This window comes from Pseudomaricurvus albidus, assembly GCF_018863235.1.
Taxonomy (GTDB): Bacteria; Pseudomonadota; Gammaproteobacteria; order Pseudomonadales; family Cellvibrionaceae; genus Pseudomaricurvus; species Pseudomaricurvus albidus.
In genome coordinates, this window is sequence record NZ_JAHKRS010000004.1 from 90,403 (window position 1) to 116,047 (window position 25,645).

At 51.6% G+C, this 25,645-nt stretch carries 21 protein-coding genes; 11 read left to right on the forward strand and 10 right to left on the reverse strand.

The window, feature by feature from the left end; genetic code table 11:
• The first annotated feature begins 13 nt into the window (after window positions 1–13).
• A complete protein-coding gene (locus KOI40_RS08625) occupies window positions 14–877 on the forward strand; it encodes a transporter substrate-binding domain-containing protein (RefSeq protein WP_216097102.1) in 864 nt (287 codons plus the stop codon).
• Window positions 878–908: 31 nt separating this feature from the next.
• Here the strand turns inward: KOI40_RS08625 and KOI40_RS08630 are convergent, their stop codons facing one another.
• The gene (locus KOI40_RS08630; RefSeq protein ID WP_216097103.1) at window positions 909–2,408 is read right to left on the reverse strand and encodes an alkaline phosphatase; all 1,500 of its coding nucleotides are present in this window, start codon (window positions 2,406–2,408) and stop codon (window positions 909–911) included.
• Between the two features lie 251 nt (window positions 2,409–2,659).
• On the opposite strand from KOI40_RS08630, the gene hrpB reads away from it, so the two are divergent.
• Window positions 2,660–5,248, forward strand: coding sequence for an ATP-dependent helicase HrpB (hrpB, locus tag KOI40_RS08635; RefSeq protein WP_216097104.1), 2,589 nt, complete (start codon window positions 2,660–2,662; stop codon window positions 5,246–5,248).
• 46 nt (window positions 5,249–5,294) lie between these two features.
• Here the strand turns inward: hrpB and lpxL are convergent, their stop codons facing one another.
• Window positions 5,295–6,215, reverse strand: coding sequence for an LpxL/LpxP family Kdo(2)-lipid IV(A) lauroyl/palmitoleoyl acyltransferase (gene lpxL / locus KOI40_RS08640; RefSeq protein ID WP_216097105.1), 921 nt, complete (start codon window positions 6,213–6,215; stop codon window positions 5,295–5,297).
• A 311-nt stretch (window positions 6,216–6,526) separates the two neighbouring features.
• Window positions 6,527–7,189 (reverse strand): nitroreductase, encoded by a 663-nt coding sequence (locus tag KOI40_RS08645; protein WP_216097106.1) that lies wholly within the window; start codon window positions 7,187–7,189, stop codon window positions 6,527–6,529.
• Window positions 7,190–7,450: 261 nt separating this feature from the next.
• Between KOI40_RS08645 and prfB the strand changes: the two genes are divergently transcribed.
• The 4 genes from prfB (at window position 7,451) to KOI40_RS08665 (ending at window position 11,873) form a co-directional block, all read left to right on the forward strand.
• Window positions 7,451–8,546 (forward strand): peptide chain release factor 2 gene (prfB, locus tag KOI40_RS08650; RefSeq protein ID WP_216097107.1). Its coding sequence is split into 2 segments (ribosomal slippage): window positions 7,451–7,522 and window positions 7,524–8,546, totalling 1,095 coding nucleotides; the frame shifts between segments, so codons are not numbered across the junction.
• A 70-nt stretch (window positions 8,547–8,616) separates the two neighbouring features.
• Entirely contained in the window at window positions 8,617–10,119 is a 1,503-nt protein-coding gene (gene lysS, locus KOI40_RS08655; protein ID WP_216097108.1) for a lysine--tRNA ligase, read from the forward strand.
• A gap of 54 nt (window positions 10,120–10,173) precedes the next feature.
• Window positions 10,174–10,968: a thioesterase family protein gene (locus KOI40_RS08660; RefSeq protein WP_216097109.1), complete on the forward strand. Its 795-nt coding sequence runs from the start codon at window positions 10,174–10,176 to the stop codon at window positions 10,966–10,968.
• Window positions 10,969–11,132: 164 nt separating this feature from the next.
• On the forward strand, window positions 11,133–11,873 hold the full coding sequence (locus KOI40_RS08665) for a hypothetical protein (RefSeq protein ID WP_216097110.1): 741 nt from the start codon (window positions 11,133–11,135) through the stop codon (window positions 11,871–11,873).
• Between the two features lie 189 nt (window positions 11,874–12,062).
• Here KOI40_RS08665 and KOI40_RS08670 read toward each other — a convergent pair whose 3' ends face one another.
• Both KOI40_RS08670 and KOI40_RS08675 read right to left on the reverse strand, forming a co-directional pair.
• Window positions 12,063–14,408 (reverse strand): TonB-dependent receptor, encoded by a 2,346-nt coding sequence (locus tag KOI40_RS08670; RefSeq protein ID WP_216097111.1) that lies wholly within the window; start codon window positions 14,406–14,408, stop codon window positions 12,063–12,065.
• Window positions 14,409–14,447: 39 nt separating this feature from the next.
• Complete coding sequence (locus tag KOI40_RS08675; protein ID WP_216097112.1) at window positions 14,448–15,233, reverse strand: alpha/beta fold hydrolase; 786 nt, start codon at window positions 15,231–15,233, stop codon at window positions 14,448–14,450.
• Window positions 15,234–15,525: 292 nt separating this feature from the next.
• On the opposite strand from KOI40_RS08675, the gene KOI40_RS08680 reads away from it, so the two are divergent.
• Window positions 15,526–16,326 (forward strand): extracellular medium-chain-length polyhydroxyalkanoate depolymerase, encoded by an 801-nt coding sequence (locus tag KOI40_RS08680; RefSeq protein WP_439653239.1) that lies wholly within the window; start codon window positions 15,526–15,528, stop codon window positions 16,324–16,326.
• Here KOI40_RS08680 and KOI40_RS08685 read toward each other — a convergent pair whose 3' ends face one another.
• Together KOI40_RS08685 and KOI40_RS08690 are read right to left on the reverse strand one after the other, a co-directional pair.
• Complete coding sequence (locus KOI40_RS08685; RefSeq protein ID WP_216097114.1) at window positions 16,327–16,965, reverse strand: TetR/AcrR family transcriptional regulator; 639 nt, start codon at window positions 16,963–16,965, stop codon at window positions 16,327–16,329.
• 103 nt (window positions 16,966–17,068) lie between these two features.
• Window positions 17,069–17,842, reverse strand: coding sequence for a ferredoxin--NADP reductase (locus KOI40_RS08690; protein WP_216097115.1), 774 nt, complete (start codon window positions 17,840–17,842; stop codon window positions 17,069–17,071).
• Window positions 17,843–18,012: 170 nt separating this feature from the next.
• Here KOI40_RS08690 and KOI40_RS08695 point away from each other — a divergent pair, with 170 nt between their 5' ends.
• Complete coding sequence (locus tag KOI40_RS08695; protein ID WP_216097116.1) at window positions 18,013–18,900, forward strand: LysR family transcriptional regulator; 888 nt, start codon at window positions 18,013–18,015, stop codon at window positions 18,898–18,900.
• Window positions 18,901–18,970: 70 nt separating this feature from the next.
• On the opposite strand, the gene KOI40_RS08700 is transcribed toward KOI40_RS08695, so the two are convergent.
• Window positions 18,971–19,675, reverse strand: a complete 705-nt coding sequence (locus KOI40_RS08700; protein WP_216097117.1) for a DUF3581 family protein — start codon at window positions 19,673–19,675, stop codon at window positions 18,971–18,973.
• Window positions 19,676–19,907: 232 nt separating this feature from the next.
• Here KOI40_RS08700 and KOI40_RS08705 point away from each other — a divergent pair, with 232 nt between their 5' ends.
• Both KOI40_RS08705 and KOI40_RS08710 read left to right on the forward strand, forming a co-directional pair.
• Window positions 19,908–20,297, forward strand: coding sequence for a hypothetical protein (locus KOI40_RS08705; protein ID WP_216097118.1), 390 nt, complete (start codon window positions 19,908–19,910; stop codon window positions 20,295–20,297).
• A gap of 18 nt (window positions 20,298–20,315) precedes the next feature.
• Window positions 20,316–20,717 (forward strand): SMI1/KNR4 family protein, encoded by a 402-nt coding sequence (locus KOI40_RS08710; protein WP_216097119.1) that lies wholly within the window; start codon window positions 20,316–20,318, stop codon window positions 20,715–20,717.
• 188 nt (window positions 20,718–20,905) lie between these two features.
• Here the strand turns inward: KOI40_RS08710 and rapA are convergent, their stop codons facing one another.
• Entirely contained in the window at window positions 20,906–23,746 is a 2,841-nt protein-coding gene (gene rapA, locus KOI40_RS08715) for an RNA polymerase-associated protein RapA (protein WP_216097120.1), read from the reverse strand.
• Between the two features lie 131 nt (window positions 23,747–23,877).
• Complete coding sequence (locus KOI40_RS08720; RefSeq protein ID WP_216097318.1) at window positions 23,878–24,711, reverse strand: 6-carboxytetrahydropterin synthase; 834 nt, start codon at window positions 24,709–24,711, stop codon at window positions 23,878–23,880.
• 230 nt (window positions 24,712–24,941) lie between these two features.
• On the opposite strand from KOI40_RS08720, the gene ung reads away from it, so the two are divergent.
• Complete coding sequence (gene ung, locus KOI40_RS08725; protein ID WP_216097121.1) at window positions 24,942–25,628, forward strand: uracil-DNA glycosylase; 687 nt, start codon at window positions 24,942–24,944, stop codon at window positions 25,626–25,628.
• Window positions 25,629–25,645 lie beyond the last annotated feature (17 nt).

A 25,645-nucleotide genomic window follows, 5' to 3' on the forward strand; every position in this document is an offset into this window, starting at 1 on the left:
AGGATTTTTCTTAATGTTGGACGATTGCGGTAGCTTTGTGCGGCGTGTGAGGTGGCTATGGCTCATCTCTATTTTCTTTGCCAGTGCTTCTGTTGCCAGTGACATGACCGCTGACGGAAATCCAAAGGACATTCACTATCTGGTATACGGCAGTGCCGGTGAACCGTTACAGATTCTTAATGATGAAGCTGCAGGTGAAGGTCTCGTCACGGATGTGATCCACGAAATCTTCAGATCTTCCTCTTATCAACTTCATACTGTTATAAAACCGCTGCGACGGATCAAGCGTGAAATGCAATATGGGCAGGCCAAACGATGGATCGCTTATGCACTAAGGTCCTGGGGGCAAGAAGGAATCTGGGAGAACGCGACCTTTGCGGATATTGACTTAATACCTTACCGGCTGTCTTTGGCGTACCCTGAAAAGTCTAAGTTTGGTACCTTCAACCTGCGACGATTGAGTGGACGGCAGGTGGTTTGGCTGCAGGGATTTAAATATCCGGGAGCCTTAAGATTTCGTGACAAATACGGGTTTACATTTCTACGTGCGACCAGTCATCAATCGGCCATAAAAATGCTGGAGGCTGATAGAGCCCCTTATTTTATGGAGAGCGCAGCACGTATTCGATTTGCGATGCAGCAGTTGGGGATAGAAAAAGAAAAATACCGATTTTTTCCGTTAGATCACGAGATTCCACCTACGACAATTACTTTACTAATGAGTAACGATTTGGGTGAGCATGTGCATGAATTTGTAAACCACCGGCTGAAAGAGCTTCAGGCCAGTGGTTGGTTGAAAAAGCGAGCTGAGAAATACGGTTTTTCTGAATTCACACCTTCAGCCATTGGGTATTCAGGGACACTTTCTTCCCCATAGGCGCTTCCTTCCCCTTAAGTGGGGGCTGTTTTTATGGCTCCACTGGTTTCCGGGGTGTTTCCTGTTTCTCGGTCAGATTCAAATAATCAGCCATGATGTTGAATAGCTCAGGTTGCCTCACCATTGGGGGAATGTCTCCATTACTGTCCTGATTGCTGAACAAGGGGACATTGACTCCGGTATGTTCTTCATAGGGGAAATCGTTCGTGGTGGCATAATTGATGGCCATGATTTGATTTTCCGGTGTGATAATGCGAGCTACGTGACCTGGAGAGTAGACTGGAACGCCTGACTTCGAATAGATACTGGTATTAGGCGTCAGTTGCGCGGCTTGCCCGTGATCAGCAGTCACTAAAATCAATGTGTTGGGCTCTTTTTCGGCAAACTTCAGAGCACTTTCCAGGGCTTCTTCCAATTGTTCCATTTCACCGATACTGCCACAGGGGTTGCGGCTGTGGGCTTGTTTATCCACGGAAGCGGATTCCACCATCAGGAAAAAGCCTTTTCCGTTTTGAGTATTGAGATGACGAATTGCGGTATCAGTTAATTGTTTGAGGGTGGGGGTTGCCCCGAAATCGGGATTTCGCTCACAGTACATCGGGGTGGGCAGTTCAACGCTGCCAAGACGCCAGTCCATTCGATTGAGGAGGCTGGGAGTCGGCTTTTCAGCAATACGATTCTGTTCTCCCCGCCAGATGGTTGGCAGGGTGCCCTCGGCAAACAACCCCATTACTTTTTTCCCAGGCTCCAGACCTGTGAGTGATTCCAGGGACTGGGTCACGTGATAGCCATTGGTTTCGGCGAGATTGATAAGGGATTGATGTCCGCTTTCCGTTGGTTGCTGAAAGTGGCCAAGACCGCCACCCAGAACTATATCGGTGCTGCCGGTTGCGATTTGCTGGGCAATGGAACCGAGTCCACCGTTGGTAATCCGGTCAACACCGCAAGCGGAGACGTCAAGCCAGTTGGGGTGTTTCTCAGACGGCTGCATAAGGCTTGGGTCTTCGCATGTCCGTGCCGCAGCATGGCTGATAAAAGAGGCAGGCGTTGCATCTGTAACGCTGGCGGTAGTGACGATACCAGTCGCGTAACCGGATGTTTGGGCTAATTCTGCAATGGTGGGTAAATCAAGATCCTCACCGGGACTGGTGGCAATGCGTCCGCGGCTGGTGACGACCCCCGTAGCAATGGCTGTGGCGGTATTGGCTGAGTCCGCAACGTAGACGGGCCTCTCTGGATTGTCTTCTTCCACCGCGAGTACCTGAACTACACTGCGCACCGGCATCAAGTCCAGCTGCAATTGCCCCCGGGCACCTTTTAAATAGTTTCTGGCGATGGTGATGTGGTTGTCGTCCATACCGTCGCCAATAATCAGGATAACATGGCGTTTCAGGGGTACGGCTGGCTTTTGTAACTCATCGGTATCAGCAATTGCGACAGAGCTGATGCCCAGTGACATCGACAGGGCAAAAGATAGGGTCAAAGAGTTCAGGCCGGTCTGCAACAGGTTAGTCAGGCGTTGGGTAAACATAGGTGTCCTGTATTTTCTGGCGTGTTTTGCTTTTGGGCAGCCTTGTTAACTTATGGGTTTATCAGGCTGATCTTTCAGCAGTAAAGCCAGCAATTCTATCGTGTGAATTCTCTTAAGCCTATTGAATCCTCTCAAGAATCTAGAGGTATGTTTTCCCGTGAGGCTGAGTAAAATAGACCCTTGTCGACGCTGCTGGTCGTTGCTTTCGCAGCAGGCTTTAGTCGAAATACACCACCACAGAAGAGCGTTTTATGTCCCAGGCGTTGCCAATCTTTACTGTTATTCCAGAGCTGAAAGACTCATTAGCCAGAGGTAATGAGGTGATTCTGGAAGCGCCTCCGGGGGCAGGTAAAACCACGCAGGTGCCCTTGTCCCTGCTACAGGAGCCCTGGCTGCAAGGACAAAAAATCCTGATGCTCGAGCCCCGACGCCTTGCGGCTCGAGCCGCAGCAGAACGTATGGCTCAAATGTTGAGTGAAGCGGTAGGCGAAACAGTTGGCTACCGAGTCAGACTGGATTCAAGAGTGGGGCCCAATACCCGTATCGAAGTCGTGACAGAAGGGGTGCTCAACCGCTTGTTGCAGGACGATCCTTCGCTGGATGGTATTGGATTACTGATTTTCGATGAGTTTCATGAACGCAGTCTGGATGCAGATCTGGGGCTGGCGTTGACTCTGCAGGGGCGCACGCTGTTCGGTGATTTGCGGGAGCAGCCGCTCAAATTGTTGATCATGTCAGCGACTCTGAATGGCCAGCAGTTGAGTGAATTTTTAGGTGGTGCACCGGTGGTGCGAAGCGAAGGGAAAATGTTTCCTGTGTCGCTTCGCTATGGTGCCCCTTATCGCTATGGGGAAAGAATCGCAGAGCGGGTTGTTTCCACCGTGCTTCAGGCTGTGGAGGAAGAAACGGGCAGCGTGCTGGTGTTTCTGCCGGGGCAGGGAGAGATCCGCCAGGTGAATCAGCAGTTACAGGACAAGTTGGGAGAGGGCTCTCCAGTCATGCTTTGTCCTCTCTATGGGGATTTGAGTTTGGCAGAACAGCGACGTGCGATAGAGCCCTGCCGTGATGGCCTGCGAAAAGTGGTGTTGGCAACCAGTATTGCAGAAACCAGTTTGACCATTGAAGGTGTCAGGGTTGTCGTGGATTCGGGATTGAGCCGTTTGCCGGCGTTTGATCCCAACAGTGGTATGACTCGCTTAACCACCCAGCGGGTATCCAAGGCTTCTGCCACCCAGCGTTGTGGCCGTGCGGGTCGACTGGAAGAGGGCGTTTGCTATCGTCTGTGGTCAGAAAGCCAACAAAATGAGCTGGCAGCGTTTACTCCACCCGAAATACAGCAAGCCGATTTGGCGCCACTGGCATTACAGCTGTTGAACTGGGGAGTAAGCGACCTCAGTGAACTCAACTGGCTGGAAGCTCCGGCGCAAGCACCTTATCAACAAGCTCTGGACTTGTTGCAACAGTTGGGTGCCTCCGAGCCTGTTGAAGCAACTGCGCAGACAGCGGGTGCCAGGCAGTGGCGTGTAACCGAGATGGGTCAGGGAATGCTGCAGTTGCCAACTCACCCCAGACTGGCTCATATGATGATAAAAGCCAGGTTGTTGGGGCAGAGCCGTTTGGGTTGTGAGCTTGCGGTGTTGTTGTCGGAGCGGGACGTGATGAAGTCGGGCGGGGCTGATATTCAGCTGCGTCTGGAACTGTTGCGCGGGGAGCGCACAGCGGATCGATCACAAAAGAGCGTGCTGGCGCGAATGAAGCAACAGTTGCGTCAGTTTGAACGCTTGCTGGCGGGTATTTCGATAGGTGCTTCTGAGGTTTCTTCCGCAACGCCTGCTGATGAAGCCGGGTTGGTGGGGGTCTTGCTGGCGTTTGCCTATCCGGATCGCATTGCCCGGCAACGCAGTGGGAATCGCTTGAGTTATCAGCTCAGTAATGGTCGTTCGGCGGATTTTGTGGAGCAGGATGCTCTGGCCAAAGAGCCCTGGTTGGTTGTGGCTTCTGTGGGAGGTTTGCAGGGGCGCAGTAGTGATCGTATTTTTCTCGCAGCTTCACTGGATCTAGAAGCGTTGAATCACTATTTCGCCGCTCAGATTGAAGACGAGGTCTGCGTAGAGTGGGATGAGCGAGCCGAAAAGCTCAGAGCTGAAAAACTGCGAAAGCTGGGCAAGCTGGTGTTGGAGCAAAAGGCCCTGGAGTCTATTTCGGATGACGAGCGCAGGCAGGCACTGCTCGGGTTGGTTCAAAAGCGTGGGCTGAGTCTGTTTGAGTGGCCAGAAGAGTTGAACCAATGGCGCGCTCGAATTGAATTGTTGCGAGCCCATTCAACAGAGGATCCCAATCCATGGCCCGATGTGAGTGATGCGGGATTGCTGCGCAGCGTGTCGTCCTGGCTGGAGCCTTATCTGACCAGCGATGTTGTCAAAAAGGTCACCAAGCTGAGTCATTTCAAGGAGCTGGATGTTGCTTCCATGCTGCAGGGTTTATTGCCCTGGCCGCTGCCCCAGACATTGGATGAACAGGCGCCGCAGCGATGGACCGTACCTTCCGGTTCACGTATTGCGATTGATTACAGTCAGAGTCCCCCGGTATTGGCCGTTAAGCTGCAGGAAATGTTTGGCTGTCTGTCCTCCCCGACGATTGCCCAAGGGAAAGTGACGCTGATGGTTCATTTGTTGTCGCCGGCACGCCGTCCTTTGCAGGTTACTCAGGACCTGGCCGGCTTTTGGCAAGGCAGCTATCAGGATGTGAAAAAGGAAATGAAGGGGCGTTATCCAAAGCACCCATGGCCTGATAATCCACTTGAGGCTATTGCTACCGCCAAAACCAAAGCCAGAATGTAATTCGTTGCCGGCCAGGCCGGCTCAGGTTATGGCGAAGAACAGAGAGTTATTTGTACAGTTTTGCGCGACCATCCGGTTGGGTTTTGAAGCGTCGATGCGTCCACATGTACTGGGTAGGGGCCAGCCGGATGCAGTCCTCAATGGCTTTATTGATCAGTTCCGCATCAATGGTGTCATCGCCGCTGGGGAAGCCTTCGGGGGCTGGTTTGAACGTCAGGTGGTATTTCTCGGATTTCTCATCCCGATAGCATGACAGCATAACCACTGGAGACTGGTTAAATTTAACCAGCCGGCTGGTCGCGGTGATTGTTGCTGCATTAACACCGAAAAACGGGGCGTACACTGAGTGATCTCTGCCGTAATCCTGATCCGGCGGGTACCAGACCACCTCGTTTTTTTTCAGTGCCCGGGCAATGCTGCGCATATCGGAGCGTTTAATGATGCCTTTCATGAAGGTCATTCGGCCATCAATAATGTATTTGTCCATCAGTGGGTTGTTGTTGGGACGGTAGATCGCCAGAGGGTCACAGGCCAGTGCGGTCAGGGCTCCGCCCATATCCAGATGGCTGTAATGGGCGCCAAGTAACAAGACTCCACGCTGTTGATCCTGGGCCGCTTTGAGAACGTCCAGCCCTTCAATCACCACTTTATCCTGTAAGGTTTTTGCAGAAGATCGGTACGCGTTGCTGGTCTCAACAAGCCCCAGTGCGTTGTTGAAAAAGACTTCTTTGATCTTCTTTTTGCGCGTTGCCTCGTCCCATTCAGGAAAGCACAACTGCAAGTTCACATCCACAATGTGGCGGCGTCGGCGTGCCAAAGTCATTAACACGCGCCCCAGAATTCGCGCGACGGCTGTTTGCAGGCGCCAGGGGAGCATGGACCAGATATTCAGCAGCAGGATTGCCAGCCATGTTGGCCAATAGCGAGGGGTGTAGTAATTCGGGGTTGATGTATCTTGTTTGGGCATTATGTGGATCTGGCTCGTGGGTGATTGGAACTCTCAGTCGCTTATTGTGTACGTCTGGTCCAAGGTATGTGACGAAGAGATGTCACGCCAAAGGCTGTGGAGTATAACAGAGTGCCAAGCCTGAATAGAATGTTGCTTGGCTGACGGCGTGCAGGAGGTAAAGGGTGGTGCTTGTCTCGCGAAATGAGCCTAAATCTGGCGGGGGATAAAGTAATCAAGTCGCAAATCGTGATTGCGACTTGATTGGCCCTGAAGCCTGTTTGCCCAAATACTTAAGGGCGGCTTTGTGTATCGAAAATAAGTGTCGGTAATCAGTCGACAAATGTCACAGAGTTTTCCAGAGGCTCGCGGTCTGTACGGGCGCGGTTTACATCGGCAGATTCATCGGCATAGCCAAACGACATGCCGAACAAAATGCCACGTTCATCCGGCAACTCGAGCATTTCACGAACCGGGTCGGGGAATTGCCCCAGTGCACCTTGCATGCAGCTGGCCAGGCCGTGATCCGCCAGGAGCAGTGACAGGGTTTGAGCGTAGATACCAATGTCCACTGCACCCATAATGTTGAGGTATTTGTCCATGGTGAAGAATGCGACATGTGGAGCGTCAAAAAAGCTCCAGTTGCGGGCCATGGCCAACTGACGACCCTGTTTATCGGTGCGTTCTATGCCCATCGCGCCGTACAGAGCGTTGGCGGCACCAAATTGTCTGTCCCGATGGGCACCTTCATAACGCACTTCCCAGTCAAAATCGGGATTCGGGGCTGCACCGCTCATAATGGCTGAGAGAAGTTTGTCTTTCAGTTGATCTTTCTTGTCGCCAGAAACAACGTAAGTCTGCCAGGGCTGCACATTACAGTTGGAGGGGGATTGCTGGGCTTCAGTGAAGATGGTTTTCAGAAGCTCTTCCGGCACTGGTTTATCCAGGAAAGCGCGGGTCGATACTCGGCGGTTCAAAGCGTCAACAACAGACATTCGGTTTCTCTCTCTTGATGGGTGGATGGTTTTTTCATTAGGACCAGACTATTGCAGGTTTTGGGGATAGGGGAAAGCCCTTAAAGTGACAGTTTTTGAGTCATTTCTGCCCGCAGGTCGAGAGATGGCTTTGTTTTTATGTGGAGCCCTGCCACTGCTAGAGTTCGGGGTTTGGCTCCTGTACAATTCGCGGCTGAATTTTTGCCTGTCAAACTTTCCGTATCTGACTTTCTGTATCTGACGACGAAATAAAGGGTTTTCATGGAAATCGCCCCATTAGTAAATGCTTTAAAAGACCTTCAGGAGCGCACTGACGTTCTTAGGGGGTATCTTTGACTACGCTCACAAGAAAGAGCGTTTAACCGAGGTCGAACTGGAGCTGGCCGAGCCCAGTGTCTGGGACAAGCCTGAACGGGCTCAGGAGCTGGGTCGTGAGCGATCCAGCCTGGAAGAAGTGGTCAAAACCATCGAAGATCTGGATCAGGGCGTCGATGACTGCCGTGAGCTGCTGGATATGGCGGTGGAAGAAGACGACGCCGACAGTGTGGCCGAAGTTGAGGTAGAAATTGAGACCCTCAATGAGCACCTCGCCAAGCTGGAATTCCGTCGCATGTTCTCCGGCGAAATGGACCCCAACAATGCGTTTGTTGAGATCCAGTCCGGCTCTGGCGGTACCGAAGCTCAGGATTGGGCTGAAATGGTATTGCGTATGTACTTGCGCTGGGGTGAAGCCAAAGGCTTTAAAACCACACTGGAAGAGGCCTCTGCGGGCGAAGTGGCGGGTATCAAAAGTGCCACGATTCGCTTTGAGGGTGAATACGCTTTCGGTTGGTTGAGAACCGAGACCGGCGTTCACCGTTTGGTGCGCAAATCGCCGTTTGATTCCGGCAACCGTCGCCACACCTCATTTTGTTCGGTGTTTGTATCTCCTGAAATTGATGAAAACATCGAGATCGACATCAATCCATCGGATGTTCGTACTGATACCTACCGCGCTTCCGGGGCAGGTGGTCAGCACGTGAACAAGACCGATTCGGCGGTCCGACTGACGCACGAACCTACCGGTATTGTGGCCGAGTGTCAGAGTCAGCGTTCTCAGCATAAAAACCGGGATCAGGCGTGGAAGATGCTTCGCGCTAAAATTTATGAGCAGGAAATGCTCAAGCGCAACGAGGAGAAGCAGGCTCTCGAAGACAACAAGGCGGATATTGGCTGGGGAAGCCAGATTCGTTCCTATGTCCTCGATGACCAGCGTATTAAAGATCTGCGCACCAATGTTCAGACCAGTAACTGTGGCACCGTTCTGGACGGTGGATTGGACATGTTTATGGAAGCAAGCTTGAAAGCGGGTCTGTAACAAACAGCCCGGCATTTGAATACGATCCGGATCCACTTGGCGATCCGGTGCATACAATTGGATAAAGACTATGAGCAACAACACGCAACAGCCTCAAGACGAAAACAAGTTGATCGCCGAGCGTCGCAGTAAGTTATCTGCCTTGCGTGAAGCGGGCAACGCTTTCCCGAATACTTTCCGTCCTGATAGCAAGGCCCAGGATTTGCAGAATGAGTATGGTCGTTTTGAGAAGCCTGAACTGGAAGAGATGGGTAAGGTGTTCAGTGTTGCCGGCCGCTTGATTCGTAACCGTGGTGCTTTCATGGAAATCCAGGACAGCTCTGGTCGTATCCAGTTGTATGTGACCAAGGAAGCTCGTCCATTCGCCAAATCTCTGGATCTGGGCGATATCGTTGGAGTTCGCGGCGAACTGCACAAATCGGGCAAGGGTGATCTGTACGTTCAGCTGGATGAATACCAGTTGCTCACCAAAGCCCTGCGTCCTCTGCCGGACAAATACCATGGCCTGGCTGATCAGGAAATGCGTTATCGTCAGCGTTACGTCGATCTGATTGCCAATCCTGAAGTGCGTGACACGTTTAAAATGCGGTCCGCGATTGTGGCGTTTATCCGTAATTACCTCAATGGGCATGACTTCCTGGAAGTTGAAACGCCAATGCTGCAAGCCATTCCAGGCGGAGCCACAGCGCGTCCATTTGTCACTCATCACAATGCGCTGGATATTGATATGTACCTGCGTATTGCTCCTGAGCTGTACCTCAAGCGTCTGGTTGTGGGTGGGTTCGATCGGGTTTACGAAATCAACCGTAACTTCCGTAACGAAGGTCTGTCGACTCGTCATAACCCTGAATTCACCATGCTGGAATTCTATCAGGCCTACGCAGATTACAATGATCTGATGGATCTGACCGAAGACATGCTGCGCAAGTTGTGCGAGCAGGTTATCGGAACCACTGAAATTCGCAGTACCGTTAAAAATGCCGACGGTGAAGTCACGGAAGAAACCGTTTACGACTTTACCAAGCCTTTCCGTCGCATCAGCGTTTTTGATTCCATTCTGCACTTCAATCCAGAATTGTCGGCCAGCGATATTGATAATATCGACAGTGCCCGTGGTGTGGCCACGAAGCTCGGAATCCCTCTGAAAGACATTTGGGGGCTGGGCAAAATTCAGATCGAAATCTTCGAGAAAACCGTGGAGCATCGTTTGGATGATCCAACGTTTATTACAAAGTATCCGACTGAAGTATCTCCCTTGGCGCGTCGCAGCGACGATGATCCGTTTGTGACCGACCGTTTTGAGTTCTTCGTCGGTGGCCGTGAAATTGCCAATGGTTTTTCTGAGTTGAATGATGCCGAAGATCAGGCTGAACGTTTCCAGGCGCAAGTAGCCGAGAAGGATGCGGGTGATGACGAGGCCATGCACTACGATGCCGATTATGTCCGTGCTCTGGAGTACGGTCTGCCACCGACAGCGGGGCAGGGTATTGGTATCGACCGTCTGGTAATGTTGCTGACCGATTCTCCATCGATCCGTGATGTGTTGTTGTTCCCGGCTATGCGTCCGGAGTAAGACTCAGGTGCGTTTGAGCCTATAAGGCAACCACACAGCTACAGGGATTGATTCATGGGGTTATTCCAGCAGGAAACACAGATAGAGAAGGTGGCTGACAACCGCTGGCTGTCGGCTTTCAGCGATAACTGGTGTATTGGTGATGTGCCCAATGGCGGGTACATCATGGCCATTGCCGCCAAGGTCCTGAGTGAAGCATTGCCCCATAAAGACCCTTTGAGTGTCAGCGCCTTCTACATGGCTCCTACCCAGGTCGGACCGGTAGAGTGTGACGTTGAAGAGCTGCGTTCCGGCGGTTCCACTTCCTTTGCCATGGTCAGAATGTACCAGCAGGGCGAGCTGAAGGTGCAGGTTACCGCCGCTTTCACCGACTTTGAACGTGTACAGGGAGTGACTCAGCAGCTGGTACAGCCGGCTACGACGTTGTCTTCGGAAGACTGCGTGTTGTTATCGCCGCCACCTCACGTGAAGTTGGCCAGACATGTCAATCTTTGGGTCATCCCCGGCCAGGAGCTTTGCATGCTGGGCAAGCCTCAAGGAGAGGGGCGCTGGGATGGCTGGATTGATTTTCGCGATGGCAACCCGGTAGATCCTTTTGCTCTGCTATGCTTTAGTGACGCTTTTCCTCCGCCTGCCTTTACCTATTTCGGACCAACCGGCTGGGTTCCCACTGTTGAGCTGACCGTGCAGGTCAGAGCGCGGCCCGCACCGGGCCCAATTCAGTGCCAGTTCACATCGCGAATGATGACTGATGGCATTACGGAAGAAGATGGCATAATGTGGGACAGCGAAGGAAAGTTGGTGGCTATCAGCCGCCAAACCGCCAAGTTTCGTTTGCCAAAACAGTAATCCGCAGTTTAATTACAGCGGCGATGTCAGTGTTTGGCGTGCTTTAGACACAAATAGAGCTATTTTTTGACTGAATGTCAGATTTTTGCTGAAGATGTCGTCAGATGTAAGAGTTTTGCTGAATTTCAGATAGGTGGGTCGATACCGAGTCAGAGGGTTTATAGATGTGGGGCTATGATCGGTCTGAGGATACCATGCTGGTACCTTATAAGACGCAAGATGAGCATTTTGAGCTGTTTTGTATGGTTCTGGAGCGTGGTTTTGCAATTCACACGTGCCACTCTGACCGACTGGTTGTTGAGTTTCGCCTCAAGGATACCGGTTCCAGGCGCTATTTGCCTCGCGTTCACCCGAAGGGTGGCGTCAGCTTCCGCATCCCGGAAGAATGGCTAAAGCCCAGTGACCTCTACTTGCACTATGACCCTTCCAGTGAGGCGGACATCCCTGAATTGGCGTACTTTCGTCCTGAAAGTAATACCTTTATCCCATTCGATTATGAAAATGCCAGCCTTCTGGATCCAAACGAGGACGATCTGGTTATCCCGGTGGTCAAGTTATCCACTTTGAAAGGCCTGCATTACATCAAAGACATCGCCTGTTTGCAGATGTTTAAGTTGGATTTTAATCGTCTCTCCAGCGCTGATCCGGCCCTGGCAGAGCAGGTCAGAGAAGTGCTGGCTCGTAAAATGGAACGCTTTGTGGAATTTGCTCATCCCTGGGTGCAGGCAAATTATGCAGAGCGTATCGCCAAGGATTACCTGGAAAATTATAAACCCAGACCAGTACCGAAAAGTGCCGGGCGAAAGGCCTCGGTTCTAACCCGCGGTAAACTTAGCGGTGTTAAGAAGCGTGACCAGTCGGTGTTGGGCAATTCACCGGATTCCACATTTTTGAGTTGGGATTAAGTTTGATCCGTGTGGCTTGCAAGCAAGTCCCGTCTCGTTCATATCACAAGTAAAACATTAAAAACGCACCGCTCAGCCTGTTAAGTCTCCATAGACTGAGGCGGTGCGTTTTTTGTCTCCTGACTTTTAGTTGTTCCTGCAATTTACGCAGGGGGTCACATTTCAAAGCACATCAGTAACGTTTGTGGTCTAAAACTCATAACTTGCCTTGATGGCAACAGTACGTGGTGCCCCATAAAAGCCTTCCACAATAGGAGCGCCGGATGATCGTAAGTCATAACCGCTGGTACGGTATTCCTCGTCAGTCAGGTTGCGCCCTTCAATGGCGAATCGCCAGTGATTATCGGCAGTTGTGTAGGCCAAGGTCGCGTCGATGGTATTGTAGGCTTCCTGTTCGATAAGAGGGCTCAGATCGGTCGTTGGAATGATATCATCCCGATAGCTGTAGCTCAGTCGTGCAGTAATGCCAGAGCCACTTTTCAGAGTATGGTCGTAAGTGGCGTTGAGTGTGTAAGTCCAGCGAGGGGTATTGGTGAACTCCTGCTGATCGGCAATATCGACACCGCCATCCAGGTATTCCTTGTACTCGGCATCCAGGTAGGCGAGGTTTCCGCTGATACTAAATGATTCTGTCAGGGCTGCGGCAAACTCCATTTCTACACCCTGAATTACACCCTGTCCTGCGTTAGTGAAATCTCCAAAGAAAGTGCCGTCGCTGGATTGACTGAAAATACTTAACTGAATGTCTTCGTAGTCGCTGTAAAAATAAGCGGCGTTTAACATCAAGCGATTAAACAGAGTGGTTTTGACTCCGATCTCGTAGCTGGTGACGGTTTCCTCATCGTAGGGGTTGACTGAGTCGGGATTACTGAGTTGCTTGGCCCGAATATTAAATCCTCCACTTTTGAATCCCTCACTGATACTGGCATAGATCAGAGCTTCATCACTGAGTTGATAATCCAGGCTGATTTTAGGAGAAAAGCTTGTCCAGGTTTCGTCGCCCTGAAAATCTGTTTCGGTGTAAATGACATCGGTGAATTGATCGTCGGTAAAGTTTTCAGCCAGTATGTCTGCGGTTTTCTTTTCCCAGTTGTAGCGTCCGCCCAGAGTCAGGCTGAGTTTCTCGGTCATTTGCCAGCTGGTTTCACCATATAGGGAATAGCTTTCTGTCACGATGTCACCTGCACTGGTGGTGTATTGTGGCAGTACGGTGGTGATAGAAACAGGGAAGGGATTGTCAGGATGACCAGCCGGTAACACAGGAGCCAGTAAAAACTTGTTTTTCACGGTGCCACCTGCGGTGGCATCAATATAATAGAGACCGAAGACTGCCTGCCAGTCTTCGCCATTGTCAAAATTGAATTGCAGTTCCTGGGTGAATTGATGGTCGTCATATTCCCCGTAAACGTCGGCGATGGGGAGTGGTCCCATGTCAAAATCAATGGTGCCATCGCTGTCTCCCTGGCGATAGGCAGTGACGGACTTAAACGACCAGGTGTTGTTGATATCGTATTCCACCGTCAGGGAGGCTCCGGAGGTATTCACGTCATTGCGTGAACCCTCCAGACCAGAGTCAGTATCGTAGCGATCATCAGAAACCGGTAAGGGAGAGATGCCATTTGCGGCTGCAGCAGCGTCTACAGCGTCGGCAGAATAATAAGGCAGGCCGGGTATTAATGGTGTCACCAGACCAGATAGCATGACCGGAATTGTGGCTTCCCACGGGTTCGCCATCAACCTTTGCCCGCCGCGTGGGGCTGAAGTATCTTTGGTAGCGTCCAGCGCCAGTTTGGCAGTCAGACTTGAGTTGATATGCCAATCCAGTGCGAGGCGTCCGCTGAGTACTTGTTTATCACTGACATCGGCACCGGTGGTGTGATTGGTACCCAATCCTTCGTGTTGCAGAGACGCAACAGAGATTTTCGCAGCCAGAACCTCATCAATCAGTGCGGTATTGTAACTGGCCACCAGATCCTTGCGATCGTAATTTCCAAGGGCTACCTGCAGTTTACCCTCGGTGTCGAAAGATACGGGTTTGGAGACATATTTGATGGTGCCACCGATGGTGTTGCGGCCATAAAGTGTTCCCTGTGGTCCCCGCAGAACTTCAATACGGTCGACATCAAAGACATCCAGCAGTGCTCCCTGGGGACGGGCGATATATACGTCATCCAGATACAAACCAACACCGGGCTCAACGCCCCACAACGGATCTGACTGACCCACGCCGCGAATGTATGCAGTAAGTGTGCTGGTGGTACCTCGAGCAGCATAGGCCGTAAGTCCAGGAACTTGAGCTTGTACATCGGCAATGTCAGTGGCGCCGCTGATGGCCAGCTCTCTGGCGTCCATAGCCGTCACTGCAAGCGGAACATCCTGTAAATTCTCAGATCGTTTACGTGCGGTAACGACAATTTCTTCGAGCACGGGTGTATTCAGCAGGGCTGAATCTTCTTGGGCATAAGAGATTACAGGTATGGTGCTGCTTATGGCAGCGGTTAACAGGCTGAGCTTGCATAAGTGAGTGGTGTTCATCGTATTCCCCTTTTATGGTTATTACTTCTGGGTGGCTTCTCAGTGAGTTGTTCTTAAAAAGTGTTCCATGACCTGATTGAGCGCGTCAGGTTGATCCAGTGGTGTGGCGTGGCGTGAGTCAGTGATAACCTGCAACAGGCAGTTGGTAATTTTCTGGCAGTATTGTTTTTTGTCACTGACCGGGGTGTAGTCCTGATCGGCGCTCACTACCAGAACCGGCATGGTAAGGCACTGCAATCGATCACTGACATCCCAGCCAAGGAAAGACTTGAGGGAGTGGACGTAAGCCTTGCGATCATTCCTCTTCATGTTGCTGACAAATTCGTCATAGAGTGCGCGCTGACTCGGTTTGGGAAAGAGGCCGCGCCCGATTAACTTCCCGAGACGCTCCATGCCCAGCAGGCGAATACAAACCAGACGACGCAAGACTTCCAGTCGCTCGGACAAGGTCTGGCAGGGTACCCGCGGTGTGGAGTTAATGATTGTCAGGCTCAATAAGCGCTGTGGTTGATCGACAGCTAATTGGAAGGCGATCATGCCCCCCATCGAAAAACCGGCTAGATGAAATCGATCAATACCCAACGTGTTTAACAAAAGTGTGATATCCCGAGCCAGCATGGGGATGGAATAGGGCATGTCAGGCTTGTCAGAATTTCCATGCCCGCGAGTGTCGATAGTAATCACTTGATAGTGTTTGCTGAAAAATGCGGTCTGTTCCCGCCAATCCTGCAGTCGTGAACCCAGTCCATGGAGTAAAACCAGTGGTTCACCCTGGCCTGTGATTTCGTAATTTAAATGAATGTTGTTAATTGCTAAGCGGGGCATTCCGGTCTCCGGCGGTTGTTGTTTTTATTTAAAATACGGAATTAATATTCCGAATTCAAGTGAAATTTGTTGTAATCGGAATATTAATTCCGTAAATTTGGTGTCGACAGGGAGGTTTCCAGAGAGGTATCGGTAACAGACAGGAGTTTGATTCTAAATAACGATAATAAAAGGATTGGTTATGAAAATAAGAAACAACCCACAATTCAAACTGTGGTGTAACTTCCGCTCAGATGGGTTCTTTCAAAAGCTCAGGTCGGTTCTAAAGGTCATTAGCTGTTTTATGCCGGCTATGTTTTTTGTGTCGCAGGGATGGGCTGACTCCCGTTGCAGTGAACGCTCTAAAACATTCTTGGTGCCCGGGGAGATTACTTGCAGTTACCGCTCCTTAACTTTGCCTTCCGGCGCTCTAACGTCACGTGAAGTGAAGTATGAATTACCGCTGGGACAGCCACCTGCTGGTGGGTGGCCGGTTGCGATTGTGTATCAGGGCAGCTTGTTCCCTGTGGAGTTTAGCCGAACAACCAGTGCGCCTTTTGGAGGTTTTTACGAGCTGAAAACCATTAAGAAGTTACTTGATAACGGCTATGCGGTGTTGGCTCCCCGTGCGCCTGCGGAGTTGGCCTGGTTAACGAATGCAGCGACGGTGGTCAGTGATAATTTGTACCACACTACTACGGATTACACCTTTCTGACGAATGTGCTGCAGGCGATCAAGGACGGCACCTTTGGTCCGCTCAATCCTGATCGGCAGTATGCAACGGGCATTTCCAGTGGTGGCTACAATAGCAGTCGCATGGCGGTATCTTTTCCCGGAGAGTTTAAAGCGCTGGTGATCCATTCAGGTTCTTACGCTGAATGTCTCGGACCTGTTTGTGTTGTGCCTTTGCAGCTGCCTGACGATCATCCACCGACCTATTTTATTCACGGCCTGGTGGATACGATTGTGCCCTGGTCGACCATGGACAGTTACTATGATCGCTTGAGATGGGAAGGTGTTACCTCAGACCGCCACACCAACACTCTGGGAGGGCACGAATGGTTTCCGGAGTCAGCTAATCTGGTTCTTAACTGGTTTGAGCGATTCCAGTGATCAGTTGGCTACACCCAGATATTGATTGAATACCCGCACCAGCTCGGCATTCAGGTTTTTCTTGGAGATGCCTCCCAGAGAGCCGGTTATTGTGTGTTGATTGAGAATGCCGAGCACCATGTGGGCCACTGATTTAATGGCCAGATCGGGGTTGGGGTGACTGATTTCGTTCTTGCGTTCCCGCAACAGGGTGCCCATGCGCTTGCCGATGAGGTTGTTGAGCTGGTGCACCTGGCTGCGGAATTCGGTATCGCGGGAGGCTTGAAGGATCATGGCTCTGAGAGTACCGGCACGGCCGCGGTGAATGGTAACGAACACGTCGACAAATGTTTCAGCTATGACAGAAATGGATTGATCTTGCCAGCGCTCTGAGTTGAAGGTGTCCTCAATGACGTCTTCAATCTCGGTAAAAAAACGCTGCATCAAAAGCAGGGATAAGGTTTCTTTTTCGGCCAGCAGGCGATAAAAAGTCCCGACGGAAGATTGGGCTTCTTTCGCCAGATCGGCAATACCTGCTTCTTCAAAACGGTTTTCAGCCAGCAGGCGTTCGCCGGCAGCCAGAAACCGATCCAGCGCTTCACGGCTGCGAGCCTGGGTTGGTTCCGGTACGCTTACCAAAGATTTGAATATTGAACCCATGTTGTTCCTTAAATCGATCCATAATCCCAAACAGCTAAAAAGACTAGCACGAAAGACCGCGGATCGAAACGGAACGCAGGTTCTGTTTAAGGCTTTTGTGGAGTTATTTCTCCACAAAAGCCCGTTCAATGACGTAATGAGCCTGATGGCCGTGACGAGATTCGGTAAATCCACGCTCATCCAACCATGCGCAGGTGTCTTTGAGCATGGCGGGGCTGCCACAGACCATAAAGCGATCAGTCTCCGGATTAATGGCTGGCAGACCAAAAGAGCCTGGCAGTTCACCCGAAGCCATTGCATCGGTCAGGCGACCTTGATTGCGATAGGGTTCGCGGGTGACCGTTGGGTAATAAAGCAACTTCTCTTTGATTACATCGCCCAGATACTCATCGTTTGGCAGCTCATTTTCAATCACATCCTGATAAGCCAGTTCAGACACAGTACGTACGCCATGAGTCAGAATGATCTTGTCAAAACGATCGTAGACTTCCGGATCGCGGATGATGCTCATGAAGGGGGCCAAGCCGGTTCCAGTACTGATGAGATACAGATGTTTGCCCGGCAGCAGATGATCTGCAATCAAGGTACCAGTGGGTTTGGTGCTCACCAGAATCGGGTCCCCGACCTTGATGTTCTGCAAGCGTGAGGTCAGGGGGCCATCCGGAACCTTGATGCTGAAAAACTCCAGTTCATCATCATAATTGGCACTGGCGATGCTGTAGGCGCGCATCAGTGGCTTGCCTTCAACTTCCAGACCCATCATCACAAAATGGCCGTTTTCAAAGCGCAATGCTGGGTCCCGGCTGGTTTTGAAGCTGAATAGTGAGTCATTCCAGTGGTGGATGCTGGTGACGGCTTCGGTGATGACTTTTGCCATGATTCTGAATTCCTCCCACGAGGTATTTAAGTTGCAGTCAGTGTATTCCTTGCTTATTATATCTGTAAAACAAGTTAATCTGAGGTAGTTAATCAGTTTTACCGATTATTAAGGGCTGATAGCTGTTCTTATCCGTGATGAAGTCGTGAAGTAATGAGAGCCAAATAACAATGCGCTATTCCCTGAGACAACTCGAAGTATTCCTGGCGGCTGCCCACTTTGAAAATATCACTCGCGCAGCTGAGCACCTGTCTATGTCCCAGTCGGCGGCCAGCAGTTCACTGCGGGATCTGGAGCAGCAATTTGATATTCAGCTGTTTGATCGGGTAGGTAAGCGTCTGCAACTGAATGAATTGGGCAGAGTGCTGCGCCCTAAAGCCGAGGCCTTGCTGGATCGTGCACAGGCATTTGAGCGTGATCTGAGTCAGCATCAGGATTTGGGTCTGCTGAAAGTGGGGGCTACACTGACCATTGGCAATTATCTGGCTGTCGAGATGATGGCGAGCTTTATGAGTGATCATGAAGGGGCCGATGTGCAGCTGAAAGTGGCAAATACTGAAGCTATTGCCCGTATGGTCGAAAATTACGAGCTGGATGTTGGATTGATTGAGGGTGAGTTGCAGCACCCGGATCTCGATGTGATCCAGTGGCGAGAAGATGACCTGGCGGTGTTTTGTGCCCCCAGTCATCCCTGGGCCAACAAAACTGAACTGTCCGATGAAGACCTGCTGGAGGCCCAGTGGGTGGTACGCGAGCCTGGCTCGGGGACTCGTCAGGCGTTTGACCGGGCGATGCAGGGGTTGTTGGGTGACTTGCATCTGCGCCATGAATTGCAGCACACCGAGGCCATTAAGAGGGCCGTAGAAGCCGGTTTGGGAATAGGGTGTCTATCGGAGATTGCGCTACGGGATGCGTTCAAGCGCGGCAGTCTGGTGCCTTTGAGTGTGCCACAGAGAAATTTCCACCGACGCTTTTACATTATCCTGCACAAGCAGAAATACCGCGGGCCGGGCATCGACCTTTGGCTGGAACATTGTGTGTCTTATACGGATAGTTGAATCCAGGGTTGGCAAGTGACTCTATGCCCGCTCTGGCATAGAGTCCTTTTTAGCAGTTGGGCGGGCTGTATTAGCCCAGCTCAACCTTGCGCTGATTGTAAAAGGCAATCAGGTCATCGATGGCGGCTTGATCGTAGGGTTTTAAGCCGCTGAGCACCATGCGCTTTTCACCGTGTCCGATAATGGTGTCGCCTTCTTTAAAATCAAACTTGAGGCAACAGTTGCCGCGTTTGCCGCTGACTTCAAGCTCGGAGTGGGTCAGTTCAAGGGTCGGGTTTTGGAAATCCAGCGTTTCCAGTTCCAGAGACATGGACTGGTAGATAACCAGTGGGCGGGCAGGGTTCACCATGACGCCTTCTTTTTCCCACATAGGAACCAGCACGTGTGGAAAGGTCTTGCCTGAAAATGCCACATACTCTTCGGTCAGCCGTGAAATTACGGTTTTATCCAGGCGTTTTTCGCCCTCAGACCAGATGGACAGATAAGTCTTGTCGTTAACGTCCCGGATGTCGATATGTCCGTCAGGATTCTCTGAGTAGTGCAACTTAACCCCGTCACTCACCATATCGGAAAAGGTGATGTGCATTTTTTGAGACAGGCCTAGCTGGTGTAAACCGACAGCAAAGAGCAGATCACCGGGGACGCAGAAGCGGCTGGCGTCTTCATCGTGTATAGGATTGAAATCATCGGCTATCTGCTTGGCAAACTTGCAGGCTTGGCTACGGCTGAAGCTGAATTCATCTTGAGAAGGGGTAAAAAACTGCTCTAATTGCATAAGGTCTGTTCACGGCCTGTTTCGACGGTGGCGGATTCTAGCAGGGAACTGCAGAAAACTGAATTGATATTGCAGAACATGGGGGACATCACAACACTTTTAAAGCGGAAGAAAGGTCACTTTCTGAAGTAGGTTTGGGGCGAGAATGGTGGTACCTTAGCGGCCGGTTATAAAGGCCGCGGCGCTATCTACTTAGAGTGGATGGGGCAGGCAGAGTGGGTGGAGCAGAGCTATGAATGATATTGAAATTTACATCCGCGAGCCGGTGTTAAAGCGGGTGCTGGGCTGGATTAAAAGTGAGTTGGGGCCACTGGAAGAGTTTCCCGTGGATAAGAGCCAGAAGGGTGTCAGGATGTTCCGGGCGACAGAGCATCAGCCTGAGATACCCATCATGATCCAGACCGGAATCGAGGGTGGTCCTTATGTGGGGGTCTGGTTTGACTCCAGCCAAACGCCCTGGGACAGCGATGTGGCCTGTGCGCGTGCGGCTTTTGAGGCTTTTGGTTTGCCGGTGCAGTGTGATCCGGGGCCGGAGCACGACAATCAGGACGATTTTTTCCGGATAGACGATCAGGGTGAGCGTATTGTGCGTCTGAAAGACGGCTTGCTGGGTGTTAAGTAGCGGGGTGAGGTAAGCGAGATGGAAGAGATAATTGAGGAGTTACACGCCGTGGCCGAAGAGGTGCCAGTACCTCTTGAGCTGCCGGAACACGATCAGGTGGTGGATGCCCAGGAGCAAATCCTGATGCCTCTGCCGAGAGATTTCCGAGAGTTTCTGATGACTTGTACCGATGTGGTTTACGGAACGCTGGAGCCGGTGACCGTTGCAGACCCTTCGTCACATACTTACTTGCCGGAAGTGACCTCGACAGCCTGGTCGCTGGGGATGCCGCGGGAAATGGTCGCAGTGTGTGAATACAGGGATGGTTATTACTGTGTGGCTCAGGACGGAGAAATCAAACTCTGGACAGAACAGGGGTTTGACAGTGAAGTCTGGGAAAATATCTGGTACTGGGTGCGGGATGTCTGGCTGGAGAGTTAAAACCTCCGGTTTTGTAATAAGAATATTCCATACACGGCACTTAAGTTGGCCTCTCTGCCAATAACAGATTGCCGTCTCGCTTTGCTCCTCGCAATGACGTGGCTTACCGAAATCTATAGTAAGGTACGTCATTGCGAGTGCAGCGAAGCATCCATGTCTGGCACTCAGATCCGTTACGGCTCGTTGTTTCAGTCAGTCACTACCGCTACCCGAATTGCATCCAGCCGTAACTGAGCGCTTTGCAGATACTGCATACTGGCATCTTTCAGGTTTTGCAGATGCTGAATTTCTTCCTGCCGAATATTCGGATTTACCTTCGCCAGTGCTGTCAGGCGTGACAGCTCGTGATCGTAATGTTGGGACATGCGCTCACAGGCGGTCTGGATCATTTCTGCCTGAAGCTCTTCAGCCTTGCCTTCCAGATGGTTAACAATCTGATCGATATCCGCACGAGCGTGTTGCACCAGTTGTTTGGCTACCGGCTTTTTGACACTTTGCCCCAATTTGTTGAAGTGCTCAGAGGTGATAATACCCTCCAGCGGCTTGAGGTTATTGTCGGCAACAAAGCGTGTGCAACTATTGTCGAGGAAACGTTGCAGTTGCAAGGATTTGGGCCCCGGGCAACTGAACTGAAACAGGCTTTCTACCAGCAGGCTGCCCGGTTTGAGAGGTGGTAATCTCAAGGTGCAGATGGCGGTGTTTCCGCGCTCACTGCTGAGTACCATATCCATAACGCCACTGACCATTGGATGTTCCCAGGTCAGGTATTGCATGTCCTCACGGCTCAGGGCCTGTTGACGGCTGTAGGTGGCAGTAATGCCTTCGTCCGGCAAACCCGGAAAGTGCTGGGTCTGCATATGGTCGGAGGGGTGGGCGACAAAGGCTTCTTCGCTGTGGCGTTCATGATCGACGCCAAAAATATCAAAGACGTTGTCCATGTATTGCGTCAAACGATTATCGTCGTCCAGTTCTTGCAGCTCTTCAACCAGTTTTCGTGAGACATCAATCTTGCAAGAGTTCAGTTCCAGCAACCGATCGCGACCTTGTTTGAGCTCTTCCAGCAGGGCGTTGGCTCGTTCGCGAGTGGCCTTAATCAGGGCTTCGATATCCGTTGCTCCGTGAAGGGCCAAATCCACTTGCTCCGCAAACTCCTCATACACTGACTGGCCGATAGGGCAGACCTGTTCAAAGCAGTTCAGACCCTCGTGGTACCAGCGCAGAAGAGTATGTTCGCGACTGCCTTGTTTGTAGGGCACATGAATTTCAACGGTTTCCGTTTGCCCGATTCGATCCAGGCGACCGATTCGCTGTTCAATCAGATCCGGGTTCAGCGGTAAATCAAACATCACCAGATGATGGGCAAACTGAAAATTGCGACCTTCGCTGCCAATTTCCGAACACACGAGTACCTGTGCCCCATCTTCCATATCGGCGAAATACGCTGCTGCACGATCACGCTCCAGCAGACTCAGTCCCTCGTAGAAGGCTGCACTGCGGACACCATTGCGAAGATTCAGGTGGGTTTCCAGATCCAGAGCGGTCTCTGCGGTGGAGCAGATAATCAGCACTTTTTCGCGCCGGTGTTGTTTCAGCCATTGCGTTAGCCATTGCACGCGTTCAGGGTCGGCAAATCCCAGCGAGGGTTCGCCGCTGTCTTCCAAAGGGTGGGCGTGGAGTTGACGCTGGGGGAAGCCGCTGACGGCGGCACGGGTATTGCGAAACAGCACTCGTCCAGTACCGTGACGGTCCAGCAGCTGGTTAACCAGATGGGTGCGTGAATCGGCGGTGTCTTCACGCAGAGTCTCAAGGCTTTCGGCGCCCAGACGTTGCTCCAGTTGTTCGGTAAGGGCTTTATCGTCGAGAAGGCTGTCCGTCTTTTCAAAAGACAACAGCTTTTGCACCAGTTGATTGACGGGTTGCAGTTGCTGCTGTTCCTGTTTGAAGGTTTCCAGATCGTAGTAACGGTCCGGATCCAGCAAGCGCAGACGGGCAAAGTGGCTGTCGATCCCCAGCTGCTCCGGTGTTGCGGTCAACAGCAGCAGACCACGTGTGATGCGTGCCAGCTGTTCGATGCTGTCATAGGCCGGGCATTGGCTATCGGGGTGCCATTGTAGATGGTGGGCTTCGTCCACAACCAAAAGATCCCAGTCGCAACTCAAGGCCTGTTGTAGGCGGGTTTCGTTTTCAGTCAGCAGTGGCAGGCTGCAGAGAATCAGTTGTGCGGTTTCAAAGGGGTTGTCCATTTCAGGAAGATCCATTTCAAAAGGATCTTCCTCGAGAAACTCTTCGTCACCAAAGGATTCCAGTGCCTGACAGCGCTCTTCATCCAGCAGGGTGAATGACAGGTTAAAGCGTCGCAGCATTTCCACCAGCCACTGGTGGGTGAGGGATTCCGGTACGGCAATCAATACCCGTTGGCTCAAGCCTTTGATCAACTGTTGATGAATGATCAGGCCGGCCTCAATGGTTTTTCCCAGCCCAACTTCGTCTGCCAGCAGTACCCGCGGGGCAAAACGTTGACCCACTTCGTCGGCGATGTAGAGTTGGTGGTCAAGCAGTTGCACCCGCGGGCCGATCAGCCCTGTGGTGTTCAGCGAGGCCAGGTGCTGTTGGTTTAACAGCGTTTCGTGACGCAGTCTGAAATCGCGGATACGGTCAATTTGTCCGGCGAATAAGCGATCTTGGGGTTTGTTGAATTGCACGAAACAGTCCAGCTCAACCTCACCCCAGGTGATGGCTTCTCCATCAATGTTCAGGCCGTGATAGGAGAGATAGCCTTCGTCTTCACTGATGCTTTGAATCAACAGGGTGTTGCCGTCGAGGTCCTTGATGTTTTCACCAACGCGGTATTGCACCCGGGTGAGGGGCGCGTTGTTTTTTGCGTAAACGCGTTGTTCTCCGGCGGCAGGAAAACTCAGGGTAACAAATCGGTGATCTGTTTCGCTGATAATACCCAGTCCAAGTTCTGGTTCGGTATTGCTGATCCAGCGCTGTCCGGTAATAAATTTCCCTGTGATTAAATCTGACAAAAGTAGACCTCGTAGACGTGATGTATTGTTTATCTTTGGTGGCGAATGACGTGATGCAAGTTTAGCGGATTTCGCTGAACCAGAACTGTAAGTTGATCAGAAAAGCAGTTTATTACTCTGTGAGATCATGGTTAGCGGATAACCACAGCCCCTTTGCCCATACCTTCGTAGGCTTTGACGGTGATCTTGTCATTGGGGTGCTGCTGCTTGAGCTGATCAGCCAGGTGGTCGGCAATTAATTCTACCGTGGTGTCTGTGTCAATCAGGTAACAGCTGGTTTCAGGCATATCCAGCTCGAATGCTCCCTGAGAGGTGGTGTAGGCAAACAGAATACGATGGCTTTCCTGTTTGATAATGTCTTCACGGGTGCCAATGTAGATGTCTTCAAAGCGTTGTGCCCATTGCGCTTCCAGATCCGGAGCGGGCTGGTCGTTGCGCCAGATGCGAATCTGGGAGCGGTGACCATGGGCTATACGTTGACAGTTGCCATTGTGTTTTTTCAAGCCGTGGCTGTAATGGTAAAAGTCACCAGCAATGGCCTCGTGTTGAAAGTCCAGACCCAGGCTGTCGAGAGTCTCTGGCAGTAGGGCTTGCAGCTGGGTGCGGCTCCACTGACTGACGGACTCAGGAGTAATTTCCTCGGCATCGACCAGGGCTATTGCCTGACGGGGGGACGAGCAGGTCAATGACTTGTCGCCAAACTTCCAGGTGAGCTGAATTTGATCGCCGCGTTCCTGAAACGTCAGGTTAGGTGAGTTCACCGGGACTACAAGACGATGATCGATTTCATCATCCAGCCAGTTGCGCAAGGTTTTTTTGACGACGCCAAAATCACACACCATGCCCTGATGGTCCAGGCTGCCCTCAAGTTGGGTGCTGGCCAGCCAGGTTTCACCGAGCAGCCCTCGTTGTGGGTGCAGGTAGCTGAAATCTACATTGGTGAGGTTGTCGACAAATAGATGCATGGTGTCGTGAACTTGTGCTGATGAATATGAGCCGGGCATTTTACCTGAGCATTGGCTGGCAAGCTAATGAGATTCAGTGGTCAGTCCCTGTTGGATGCTTTTTGTCATGATCGGTTTGTTCCAGGTGCGATGTGAATCTCGATCCACAATGTTCGTATCGGCTTCATGTTAGTATGGCCTATTTGTAGAAAACGTAGTGTATAAGGCCGGTATACAGGGGCATCAACAGTATGAATATTCAATTGGAACCTTCCTGGCTGGGAGTGCTTGGGGGCGAGTTTCAGCTGCCTTACATGCAGACCCTGAAGCAGTTTTTGGTTCAGGAGAAGGAGGCGGGAAAGGTCATTTATCCCTCTGGTGGACAGATTTTTAATGCCCTGAATACGACGCCTTTCGAATCGGTGAAGGTGGTGATTCTCGGTCAGGATCCCTATCACGGTCCGGGGCAGGCTCACGGATTGAGTTTTTCAGTGCCTCCCGGAGTGAAGATTCCTCCGTCACTGCGCAATATTTACAAGGAAATTGAGCGGGACCTCGGGTTGCCTGTCCCCAATCACGGCTGTCTGCAAAGCTGGGCAGAGCAAGGGGTGCTGTTGCTCAATGCCACTTTGACTGTGGAGCAGGCTCAGGCTGGTTCGCATCAAAAACGCGGATGGGAGCAGTTTACGGACAGGATTGTTCAGTCGTTGAGCGAGCAGCGAACGGGATTGGTGTTTCTGATGTGGGGCAGTTACGCGCAGAAAAAGGGGCGGGTGATAGACCGTTCAAAACACTGCGTGCTTGAATCGGTCCACCCATCGCCATTGTCTGCGCATCGGGGATTTTTAGGCTGTGGGCATTTTTCGCAGGCCAACCAGTATCTGCAGCAGCAGGGGATTGCTCCCATTAACTGGTCAGTTCCTCCCATATCGACGTGAAGCCCCGGTTTAAAACG